At 65.4% G+C, this 9,922-nt stretch carries 11 protein-coding genes and 1 pseudogene; 5 read left to right on the forward strand and 7 right to left on the reverse strand.

Annotated elements, in window-relative coordinates; all coding sequences use genetic code 11:
- Positions 1-16: 16 nt before the first annotated feature.
- The 4 genes from I6F31_RS27700 to I6F31_RS27715 are packed head-to-tail and all read right to left on the reverse strand — an operon-like array spanning position 17 to position 3,934.
- Positions 17-2,563 carry an HWE histidine kinase domain-containing protein gene (locus I6F31_RS27700; protein WP_225186424.1) on the reverse strand — a complete coding sequence of 849 codons (2,547 nt, stop codon included), beginning with the start codon at positions 2,561-2,563 and terminating at the stop codon, positions 17-19.
- Positions 2,560-3,216, reverse strand: a complete 657-nt coding sequence (locus I6F31_RS27705) for a biliverdin-producing heme oxygenase (RefSeq protein WP_346656502.1) — start codon at positions 3,214-3,216, stop codon at positions 2,560-2,562. Before I6F31_RS27705 ends, I6F31_RS27700 begins: the two co-directional genes overlap by 4 nt.
- Before the next feature lie 54 nt (positions 3,217-3,270).
- Positions 3,271-3,486 (reverse strand): DUF1127 domain-containing protein, encoded by a 216-nt coding sequence (locus tag I6F31_RS27710; RefSeq protein ID WP_225186425.1) that lies wholly within the window; start codon positions 3,484-3,486, stop codon positions 3,271-3,273.
- Between the two features lie 4 nt (positions 3,487-3,490).
- A complete protein-coding gene (locus tag I6F31_RS27715) occupies positions 3,491-3,934 on the reverse strand; it encodes a nuclear transport factor 2 family protein (RefSeq protein WP_225186426.1) in 444 nt (147 codons plus the stop codon).
- 91 nt (positions 3,935-4,025) lie between these two features.
- Here I6F31_RS27715 and I6F31_RS27720 point away from each other — a divergent pair, with 91 nt between their 5' ends.
- Positions 4,026-4,949, forward strand: coding sequence for a LysR family transcriptional regulator (locus tag I6F31_RS27720; protein ID WP_036024856.1), 924 nt, complete (start codon positions 4,026-4,028; stop codon positions 4,947-4,949).
- A 109-nt stretch (positions 4,950-5,058) separates the two neighbouring features.
- Here the strand turns inward: I6F31_RS27720 and I6F31_RS27725 are convergent, their stop codons facing one another.
- Positions 5,059-5,679, reverse strand: a complete 621-nt coding sequence (locus tag I6F31_RS27725) for a glutathione S-transferase family protein (RefSeq protein ID WP_036006329.1) — start codon at positions 5,677-5,679, stop codon at positions 5,059-5,061.
- 124 nt (positions 5,680-5,803) lie between these two features.
- On the opposite strand from I6F31_RS27725, the gene I6F31_RS27730 reads away from it, so the two are divergent.
- The gene (locus I6F31_RS27730) at positions 5,804-7,081 is read left to right on the forward strand and encodes a flavin-dependent oxidoreductase (RefSeq protein ID WP_225186427.1); all 1,278 of its coding nucleotides are present in this window, start codon (positions 5,804-5,806) and stop codon (positions 7,079-7,081) included.
- Positions 7,082-7,291: 210 nt separating this feature from the next.
- Here I6F31_RS27730 and I6F31_RS27735 read toward each other — a convergent pair whose 3' ends face one another.
- Both I6F31_RS27735 and mutY read right to left on the reverse strand, forming a co-directional pair.
- Positions 7,292-7,714, reverse strand: a complete 423-nt coding sequence (locus I6F31_RS27735) for a PaaI family thioesterase (RefSeq protein WP_036006298.1) — start codon at positions 7,712-7,714, stop codon at positions 7,292-7,294.
- A gap of 64 nt (positions 7,715-7,778) precedes the next feature.
- A complete protein-coding gene (gene mutY, locus I6F31_RS27740; protein ID WP_225136645.1) occupies positions 7,779-8,870 on the reverse strand; it encodes an A/G-specific adenine glycosylase in 1,092 nt (363 codons plus the stop codon).
- Between the two features lie 83 nt (positions 8,871-8,953).
- Here mutY and I6F31_RS27745 point away from each other — a divergent pair, with 83 nt between their 5' ends.
- The 3 genes and pseudogenes from I6F31_RS27745 to I6F31_RS27755 form a co-directional block, all read left to right on the forward strand.
- The gene (locus I6F31_RS27745) at positions 8,954-9,235 is read left to right on the forward strand and encodes a type II toxin-antitoxin system RelE/ParE family toxin (protein WP_225114458.1); all 282 of its coding nucleotides are present in this window, start codon (positions 8,954-8,956) and stop codon (positions 9,233-9,235) included.
- Positions 9,210-9,530, forward strand: coding sequence for a HigA family addiction module antitoxin (locus I6F31_RS27750; protein WP_036024868.1), 321 nt, complete (start codon positions 9,210-9,212; stop codon positions 9,528-9,530). Before I6F31_RS27745 ends, I6F31_RS27750 begins: the two co-directional genes overlap by 26 nt.
- Positions 9,531-9,540: 10 nt before the next feature.
- Positions 9,541-9,843, forward strand: a pseudogene (locus I6F31_RS27755) (DciA family protein); the annotation flags it as partial.
- Positions 9,844-9,922: the final 79 nt, after the last annotated feature.

Genomic DNA, 9,922 nt, shown 5'->3' on the forward strand with positions numbered 1-9,922 from the left:
CGCTCCTCATGGGTGCCTATAGGGCGCCGGCCTCCTGCAATTTGCCGAGTGCATTCTCGACCACTTCCAGCGTGTAAGGCTTCTGGACCACCGGCGCGGCGGCCAATGGCTCGGGGATCGGCGCGCGCTCGCCATAGCCGGTCGCGAAGATGAAGGGCACCCCGATCTCCTTCAGCCTCTGTGCGACCTTGATGCTGCTCTCGCTGCCGAGATTGAGGTCGAGCAGGGCAAAGCTCGGCCGCGAACGCTCGATCGAGCGCAGTGCCTGGTCGACGGTTGCGGCGGTGTCGACGTGGCGGGCGCCGAGGTCGAGCAGGATGACCTCCGCGGCCATCGCGATGATCAGGTTGTCCTCCACGATCAGGGCGGTGTCGGAAATCCGTGGACGGGCAGATTGCTGCTCCTCGATACGCATGGCGGCTCCCGCGATGGATGGGACGAGCTGGACGAAGTTGGGCGGAATGACGAACTTCGCCTGGACGCCCAGGAGGTCGAAACGGATCTCGGCATCACCCTTGAGATCGAACGGCACCGACCGCTCGATGATGGTGGTGCCGAAGCCGCGCCGCGACGGCGGCTGCACGGGCGGACCGCCGCTCTCCTTCCACTCGATGACGAGGCTGGAAGACGGGTCGAGGCGCCAGACCACCTCGACACTGCCGGTGGAATCGGCAAGCGCGCCGTACTTGGCGGAATTGGTCATCATCTCATGGACGACGAGTGCCAGCGTCGCGAACGCCTTTGGATCGAGCGCGACGTCCGGACCGACCATCTTCACCCGGTCTGCGCGCGCACCGAGATAGGCGCCGGCCTCGGACTCGACCAGGGTGCGGAGCGCGACGGGTGCCCAGTTCAGGTTCGTGATCTGGTCGTGGGCGCGCGCGAGGGCCTGGATGCGGCCGCCGAGCACGCTGGCGAACTCCTCGATGCCGGTCGCGGTCTCCTTGCTCTGCGCCACCAGGGCGCGCACGAGGCTCAGGATGTTGCGGACGCGATGATTGAGCTCAGCGATCATCAGCTCCTGCCGCTCCTGCGCCCCGCGGCGCTCGCGCGCGGCGAGGTCGGACAGTTGCAGGATCACCTCCAGCAGCGTGACGCGCAGGCTCTCGGCGATGCGGATATCGGCCGCCGACCACGGCTTCGACTGCCCCGCCACCGTTTCCTGCCACAACTCGAAGCTCTTGCGCGGGGTCAGACGCGGCCCATGCGGCCCTTCGTCGTAGACCTTGTTGGGATCGGCGGCCCATTTCACCGATCGCGTGACTTCGCGGCGGAAGAAGATCAGGCAATCGCGCGGGGTCCGCGAGATCGGGATGGCGAGAAAGCCCGCCGCGCGGTCACGGAAGGCCTGGCCGGCGGCGTAGACCTGGGCGATCTCGGCGCTGGCGAAGATCCGGCCCGGCGAAGTCCGGTTGATGAAGGCGACGAGATCCTTCACCTCGTCTTCGGTCGGGGTCTCGCCCTCGAGCGCGATGGTATTATCGGACCAGACTGCGACGCCGTCGCACTCGATCATCTTGCGGTAGTCGCCCAGGAAATCGACGATCGCCCGCCGGCTGTGGTCGTGCGAGGCCGCGATCTCGATCAATCGCTCCTGGACCTGATGCGCGCGGGCCTCATAGGCGACGTCACCCTCGCGCTCGCGGCCTTCCACGATCCACGAGAACATCTGACCGAACAGCTCGGAGGCCGTGCGTTTGTCGAACGAAATGTAACGCGGCGAATAATGGTGGCAGGCAAACAGACCCCACAGCTTGCCGTCGCGCAGGATCGACACCGACATGGAGGCGGCAACGCCCATGTTGCGCAGATATTCGATGTGGATCGGCGACACCGAGCGCAGCACGCTCATCGACAGGTCGAGCAGTCCCGCATTATGCGTGGCCGTGGACATCAGCGCGGCAGGCCGCGCGTCGACGTCGGCGATGATGCGCAGCCAGTTGCGCTGATAGAGCGCGCGCGCCTGCCTTGGGATGTCGGAGGCGGGGTAACGCAGACCGAAAAAGGATTCGAGCCCAGACTCCGCCGTCTCGGCGATCACCTCGCCAGACCCGTCCGGGTGAAACTGATAGACCATGACGCGGTCGAAGCCGGTCAGCACCTTAAGCTGACGCGCCGCCTCGCGCGCAAGATCGGCCATTCCGCGCGTCTTGCGGATCCGTTCGAGCATCAAGCGCACGAGCTCGCCGGAATTGACGCCGGGCTCGTGGACGCTCGGCTCCGCCTCGACGATCAGATAGACGCCGGAGAGATGGATCGAAAGATCAAAGGGTGGCTTGCCGGGCTGCAGCTCGACGCCGAACAGGCGCTCGGTCGCATCCGGACCGCCGAGATGATCGACCCGGCTGCGGATCGTTTCGACCGCCGCCTCGGAGATCACGCCCGACAGCGGCCGCTGCAGCAGGTCGGCAACATCCGTTCCAAGAAAGCTCCCGACGTTATCCGAGGCCATGCAGATCGTGAAATCCGAGAGCACGGCCAGCAGGAAGCCAAACGGCTGCACACTGCCGGGAATGTGGATCGGCTCGCGGTCGCAATTGGTGAGATTGACGGCCTGGTTCATGCCCGGTCCGCCGCCTGCTCGAATGCGGCGAAGGCGATGCGGGCCGCCTCGATTGCCTCGTCTTCGTCCCAGCACTCGTTGGTTGCAAGCTTCGCCAGGAAACTCTGCCAGAGCCGCCTGCCGGTGCCGTGACTGAGATAGGCGACAGCTTCGCGGAGGCGCGGATCGGCGGAATCCGCGACCATCTTCAGCAGGAATTTTGCCCCGAGACGGGAGCCTTCGAGCACATACATCGTGCCCACAACGCCGCTGCGCGTCAGTGGGGACACGGACACCAGCCGCGGCACCGCGCTGCCGAGGCGCTCGAGATCAGCCAGAATTGCCGCGCTTCGCGACCGCTCCGGCCAGTCCGGGAAAGCGCTGCTGACGCCGGCCTCGACGAGTGCCGTCTCGAGCGGCAGCAGGGCGCCGGCACTGGCTTGCAGAAAGCGCCGATAGCCGGAGAGCTCGGTCAGATCGAACGCCGATAGCTGCGCGTCGAGGTCGCGGTGCGCGGCCGACGTTGCGTCTCTTAGTCGTTCGCGCAGTCCGGAGAAGCTGCGGCCTCCCTGCGTTGAAACGTCCGAAGCCCCAGCCAGCATGAAATTCCCGAGAACGCAGGTTGCCGCGGGCGCGACGCGCCCGGCAACCGAGGGAACGCCGGCGGCACGCAATAGTTCCGCCGGCCTTGGCACTGCGAGAGGCGAGACATCGGGGGTCCACTCCGTTCATTTCCGCCGAACCGGCTTTCTGAGCTCGTGCTCGATCTCGCTCCGGGACATCCCGAAATCCTGAAGCTCGCGTTCGGTCATGGCCGCGAGCTGGCAGCGGACCCGAGACCGCGCGCGCCGGGCCTGCATGAGTTCCAGCAGCGCCCGGCAGGCCCGCACAAACATCGCGGGCCGTGACGAACAGGAGCGGCCGGTGGACGCGACCTCGTCCAAGCCGTTAGCCCGCGGCCCTCGCGGGGGCTTGCGGAAACGGGCCGAGCGCCTTCTCGGTCAGCATGGAGTCGCAGTACTCGCGAATCTCCTTGATCTTGCCGTCCTCCAGGCGAAACACGAGGCAATAATCGTTGTCGTAACGCACGCCCTCGGGCGTGACGTTATCTCCCTTGGCTTCGACCACCACGATGTCGCCATCGGCGATGAAGCGATGGGCGACGGTCCGCGTGCGGTCGCGCAGGCGCGTGCGGACATAGCCGTGCAGATCTTTGAGGATCGCGTCCTTGCCGGCAAAGGTGCGCGACCAGGAATATTGCCCGGTGACGACCCATTTGGCGTCGTCGGCGAGACTTGCTGTAAACAGGGCGCGGTCGCGCGCGGCCGGATCGGGATTGGCGGCCGCGGCAAAGATATCCTGCAGCAGTTTCTTGTTGGCGCTCGCGTTCATGGCGGCATCTCCTCGTGGTGACAACGCGGAGATCATCGCCGGGCCAACGTCATTCTTCAAATCGATATGAAATATGATATCTATTCACCTCATGAATTTGAAAACGCTCGACCTCAACCTATTGACCGCGCTCGACGCATTGCTCCGCGAAGCCAATGTCAGCCGCGCGGCCCTGAGGATCGGCCTGTCACAGCCGGCCACGAGCCACGCATTGCAGCGCCTGCGCGACATCTTCGGTGACCCGCTGCTGGTGCGCACGGGCGTACGGATGGAGCTGACGCCGCGGGCGCTGGCCCTGCGTGCGCCGCTGGCGCAGGCGCTCGACCAGGTCCGCGGGCTGTTCGTGCCCGATGACTTCGATGCCGCGCGCAGCGAGCGGCAGTTCCGCCTGATGATGCCAGATCTCGCGGTCGAGCTGTTGATGCCGCCCTTGATGGCGAAAGTGACGCGCCTTGCCCCCAACGTCCGCATCGACGTGGTGCCGTGGCGGGGACCTGCGATCTTCCACGCCGAGTTCGCCCGCACCATCGATCTCGTGATCTCGATCGGCAACGCCTTCAAGGGGTTTCATCGCCAGCTGCTCTACACCGACAGCGACGCGCTGGCGGTGCGGCGCGGCCATCCCGTCGGATCGAGGCTGAAGCGGCGCGAGGCGTTCCTGGCCGCCCGCCATGTCGGCGTGATCATCCGCGGCAATGCCGAGGATCTCATCGACACCTGGCTGCACAGCAAAGGCGTCGAGCGACATATCTCGCTTGTCGTGCCGGGCTATCTCGAAGCCTTGCACGTTGCCGCGCGCACCGATCTCGTCGCCTTCGTGCCGCGCCGGCTGATCGCCGCGCTGTCGCAGCAGCTCGGCCTCGTCACGGTGACGCCGCCGCTCGATCCAGGGATCGACGAGCAGTTCATGTTCCACCCGACGCGCGCGCAGATGGACCCCGGTTCGATCTGGCTGAGAAGGCTGATGCTGGAGACGGGGCGGCAGCTGGAGCAAGCCAGGCGGAAACTCCCGTAGCAACTCTCGTAGGGTGGGTTAGCCGAAGGCGTAACCCACCACTTTGGCTTCCGCAGCGACAGAAGAGGTGGGTTACGCTGCGCTAACCCACCCCACAACAGCTGCGCTCCTACGCCTTCTGCGCCGCCATCACCTTGCTCACCGCGGGGCGATCGGACATGCGCTTGAAGTGATCGGCGATCTTCGGCGTCGCATTGATGTCGACGCTGTCGCCTTCGAGCCAGGTCGAGAGCGTATAGAGATAGGGATCGCAGATCGTGTACTGATCGCCCATCACCCAGGGTCCCCGAAACATCTTCTGCTCGATCAGCTTGAAGCAAGCGCCCATGGTCTTCGGCACCATCGCCTTCATGTCGGCGAACGAGCTCTCCTCCGTCGCCCAGCGCGCGCCGCGCATCTTGTGGGCGTGGTTGATGTGCACGGTCGAGCAGAGATAGGAGTTGAACGACTGCACCTGGGCGAAGTCGAAGGGATCGTCGAGCGGCGCGAGCTTCGCCTTGGGGAAGGTCTGCGCGAGATAGGCCAGCATCGCCGGCGTCTCGGTCAGGACGCCGCGGTCGGTGACCAGCGCCGGCACCCGGCCCTTTGGGTTGATGGCGAGATAGTCCGGGCTGTTCTGCTGGTTGTCCTTGAAGCTCAGCCGCTCAGCGGTGTAGTCGGCGCCGGCCTCTTCCAGGGTGATGTAAGTGGCAAGCGCGCAGGTGCCGGTGGCGTAGTAGAGCTTGAGCATGTCGGACCTCATGGGGAAAACCGGAGGTTAACGGTCCTCCGCCGCGCCGTCCATAGGCGGCCTGTTCGCAGTTGCCCACGGCCGCCCGGCTGTGCCAAGACGCCTCCATCGGAGGGGTTTTCTCATGACGGTACTCATCGCCGGTGGCGGCATCGGCGGGCTGACGCTTGCGCTCAGCCTGCATCAAATCGGCGTTCCCGTGAAAGTGTTCGAGAGCGTCGCGGAACTGAAGCCGCTCGGGGTCGGCATCAACGTGCTGCCGCATGCGGTGCGCGAGCTGATCGAGCTCGGCCTGCTGGACAAGCTGGACGCCAGCGGTGTGCGGACGCGCGAGCTCGCCTATTTCTCCAAGCACGGCAAGCCGATCTGGAGCGAGCCGCGCGGCCTTGAGGCCGGCTACAAATGGCCGCAATTCTCGATCCATCGCGGCACGCTGCAGCAGATCCTGCTCGACACCGCGCTCGAGCGGCTCGGCCGCGACAACATCCTCACCAGCCATCATCTGACCGGCTGGACCGAGACGGCGGGCGGCGTGCGCGCCGACTTCGTCGACAGGGCGAGCGGCAAGGCCGCCGGCACCTACGAGGGCACGATCCTGATCGCCGCCGACGGCATCCATTCCGCCGCACGAGAAAAGCTCTATCCGAACGAAGGCCCGCCGATCTGGAACGGCCGCATCCTCTGGCGCGGCGTCACGCCGGCCAAAGCCTTCCTCACCGGCCGCAGCATGATCATGGCCGGTCACGAGATCCTGAAATTCGTCTGCTATCCGATCTCGAAAGAAGCGGACGCCGACGGCAACCACCTCATCAACTGGGTCGCGGAGCGCCACATGCCGCCGACCTATCAGTGGCGTCGCGAGGACTATAACCGCACGGCGCGGCTCGATGAGTTCCTGCCCTGGTTCGAAAGCTGGCAGTTCGACTGGCTCGACGTGCCCGCCCTGATCAGGAACTGCCCGCACGCTTACGAATATCCGCTGGTCGACCGCGATCCGGTGTCGCAATGGACCTTCGGCCGCGTCACGCTGATGGGCGATGCCGCGCATCCGATGTACCCGATCGGCTCGAACGGCGCCTCGCAGGCGATCCTCGACGCGCGCGTCATCACGCGCGAAATCCTGGCGCACGGTCCGACGCAGGCGGCACTGCTCGCCTATGAGGCCGAGCGGCGGCCCGCAACCACCGACCTCGTCCTGCTCAACCGCAAGAACGGTCCCGAGCAGGTGATGCAGCTGGTCGAGGAGCGCGCGCCTGACGGGTACAAGGTCGTCACCGACGTGCTGTCGCAAAAGGAGCTGGAGGACATCGCCGCGAACTACAAGCGCGTTGCGGGATTTCAGGTCGAGGCGCTGAATGCGAAGCCGCCGATCGTAAGCAAGGACGCGCGGGCGAAGGGGTGAGTTCTTTGCTCAAGGCGAGATGTGCGCGAATACGCCCTCTCCCCTTGCGGGAGAGGGCAGCGACGCAGGTAGAAGCGGACTCACTTGGGTGAGGGGTTCTGTCCGCAGGTAAATCTTTTGCCGTAGAATTCGCTGAGGCAACCCCTCATCCGGCGCTTCGCGCCACCTTCTCCCGCAAGGGGAGAAGGAAGAGCAGTGCGCACCGCCGAACTATTTTCCCACCACCCTCGCCGCCTCCAACAATCGCTCGCTGGCGCTTGCCGTCGCCAGCACCGTGCCGTCCTCTGCCATCAGCTTGGCTTCGACGAAGGCGATGGTCTTGCCGAGCTGCGTGACCTTGGCTTCGCCGGTGATCGGACCGGGCTTTGCGGGTGCCAAAAAATTCACGGTCATGCTGATCGTGGTGGTGTAGAGCCGGCCCTCGCTCATCACCAGCACCGCCGGACCCATGGTGTCGTCGAGCATCGCCGAGAGCATGCCGCCCTGGATGAAGCCCGCGGGGTTGCAGAACTCCGGCTTGCCGTCGAAGCCGAGCTTGATCCAGCCCTCCTCCGGACGGGCATCGAGCAGGCGCCAGCCGAGCAGCTCGGCGCATGGGGGCCTTGGGAAGTTATCGAGCGCGGTCTTGACCATGCGAGATCTCCTTTGCCCCCGTTAGCGCAAGACTGCTGACAGCCTGCTGTCAGCAGGATGGATGCTAGAGATCCAATCCATGCGCGATGACCTTGCGCATGACGTTGGGCAGCGCCTCATCTGCCAGAGTCGCGATCGGCACCCAACGCATGCCCTCGGGCGCGCGGACCCGGGCCTCGGCCTTGGCCGTGTAGACCACTAGCTCGAGCGGAAAATGTGTGAAGACGTGGGTGACGGCGCCCACCTTGCGCTGCCAGCGCGACAGCCCCTTCAGCTGCGGCGCCTGCTGCTTCGCCGTTGCATCGTCCTGGCCGGCGAGCCAGTCCGAGCACGGCACCTCCGTCATGCCGCCGAGCAGCCCCTTTTCGGGCCGCGAGCGAACCAGCAATTCGGCGCCGCGCGTGACCACGAAGGCGGCACCGCGCCTGAGCATCCCGCTCTTCTTCGGTGCCTTGCGCGGGAACGTCTCCTGGGTGCCCTGCGCGCGTGCCGCGCAGTCCTCGTTCAGCGGACACAGCGAGCAGGCCGGCTTCTTCGGCGTGCAGATCGAGGCGCCGAGATCCATCAGCGCCTGCGCGCTGTCGCCGGCGCGAGACTCCGCCAGCAGCGTCGCGGCGAGTTGCTGGATGAGCGGCTTGGCTTGCGGCAGCTCCTCCTCGACCGCGAACAGCCGCGACACCACGCGCTCGATGTTGCCGTCGACCGGCATGGTGCGGCGGTCGAACGCGATCGCCGCAATCGCCGCCGCCGTGTAGGGCCCGATCCCCGGCAGCGCGCGCAGCCCCTCCTCGGTATCCGGAAACACGCCGCCATGCTCGCGCGTCACCGCCACGGCGCAGGCATGGAGGTTGCGTGCGCGCGAGTAATAGCCGAGCCCGGCCCACATCCGCAGCACGTCGTCCTGCGAGGCTCGCCCCAGCGCCGTGACATCAGGCCAGCGCGCGACGAATTTTTCGAAATAAGGGCCGACCGCCTTCACGGTGGTCTGCTGGAGCATGATCTCGGAGAGCCAGACGCGGTAGGGATCGGATGCCTCGCCCGGCGCGGCGCGCCACGGCAATCGGCGGCGGTGGCGGTCGTACCATTGCAGGAGCGCGAGCGGGCGAACCGACGACGCCGTACTCTGTTCCTTCTTGCGCGCAGTCGTGGAGAGCATGCACCTTTACTAGAGGAGGATTCCGCCTGTGGCCAGCGCGACCGGACCGTTGCGCGCTATAACGCCTTGCGTTATACACAGACATGATCCAGAGCTTCGCCAACTCCGAGACAGAGTTGATCTGGTCCGGTCGGCGAAGTCGAAAACTGCCGTCCGACATTCAGAATGTGGCTTTGCGAAAGCTGCGCTTGCTAAACCAGGCGCGGGTATTGGCGGATCTCAAGGTTCCGCCGGGCAATCGGCTGGAAGCCCTGAAAGCCAACCGCGAAGGTCAGCACTCGATCCGGATCAACGATCAGTGGCGCATCTGTTTTGTGTGGGATGAAGGAGGACCGAGAGATGTCGAAATCGTCGACTACCACTAGGAACGGGTTCCTCCGCAATCCCCATCCCGGCGAGATCCTGCTGGAGGAGTTTTTGAAGCCGATGGAGCTGAGCCAGAACGCGCTGGCGCGGGCCGTTCACGTCCCGCCGCGGCGGATCAACGAGATCGTCCTCGGCAAGCGCGACATCACCGCCGACACTGACCTGCGGCTCGCCCGCTATTTCGGTCTGTCGGAGGGCTTTTTCCTGGGTCTGCAGATGGACTATGATCTGATGCAACGACGGCGCGAGATCGATCGCGACCTCAAGGCCATCCGGCCTCGCGCCGCGGCATAACGGACGGCTCATGTCCAAATCCGGCCCCATCTTCAAGCCCGGCCCCGTCAGCGCCAAACCGCTCGGGATCCTGCTCGACGACGTCTTTGCCGAGGCCTATGCCAAGCAGGGCTTTGCGGCGCGCGAGCTGGTGACGCGGTGGGCGCAGATCGCAGGGCCGGAGATCGCGGCCCATGCCGAGCCGCTCAAGATGCAATGGCCACGGCCGGTCGAGGGTCAGCCGCAGGAGCCGGCAACCCTGGTGCTACGGGTCGAGGGGCCGATGGCGCTGGAGATTCAGCATTTGGCCGACGTGATCCTGGAGCCTGTCTCTTATACACAACTAAAAAAAAAAAGATCCCACAGTCTATAACAGATGTACATCTGAGTCTGCACATGGGACAGAAACGACG

It is taken from the genome of Bradyrhizobium sp. NBAIM01 (genome assembly GCF_020194115.1).
Lineage (GTDB): Bacteria > Pseudomonadota > Alphaproteobacteria > Rhizobiales > Xanthobacteraceae > Bradyrhizobium > Bradyrhizobium yuanmingense.

What these genes read in the sequence shown, in the direction of transcription:
- I6F31_RS27735 (WP_036006298.1), bottom strand. Translation starts at nt 7,714, where the DNA reads ATGGTCAAGACCGCGCTCGATAACTTCCCAAGGCCCCCATGCGCCGAG.
- I6F31_RS27730 (WP_225186427.1), top strand. Translation starts at nt 5,804, where the DNA reads ATGACGGTACTCATCGCCGGTGGCGGCATCGGCGGGCTGACGCTTGCG.
- I6F31_RS27700 (WP_225186424.1), bottom strand. Translation starts at nt 2,563, where the DNA reads ATGAACCAGGCCGTCAATCTCACCAATTGCGACCGCGAGCCGATCCAC.
- I6F31_RS27715 (WP_225186426.1), bottom strand. Translation starts at nt 3,934, where the DNA reads ATGAACGCGAGCGCCAACAAGAAACTGCTGCAGGATATCTTTGCCGCG.
- mutY (WP_225136645.1), bottom strand. Translation starts at nt 8,870, where the DNA reads ATGCTCTCCACGACTGCGCGCAAGAAGGAACAGAGTACGGCGTCGTCG.
- I6F31_RS27745 (WP_225114458.1), top strand. Translation starts at nt 8,954, where the DNA reads ATGATCCAGAGCTTCGCCAACTCCGAGACAGAGTTGATCTGGTCCGGT.
- I6F31_RS27720 (WP_036024856.1), top strand. Translation starts at nt 4,026, where the DNA reads ATGAATTTGAAAACGCTCGACCTCAACCTATTGACCGCGCTCGACGCA.
- I6F31_RS27750 (WP_036024868.1), top strand. Translation starts at nt 9,210, where the DNA reads ATGTCGAAATCGTCGACTACCACTAGGAACGGGTTCCTCCGCAATCCC.
- I6F31_RS27725 (WP_036006329.1), bottom strand. Translation starts at nt 5,679, where the DNA reads ATGCTCAAGCTCTACTACGCCACCGGCACCTGCGCGCTTGCCACTTAC.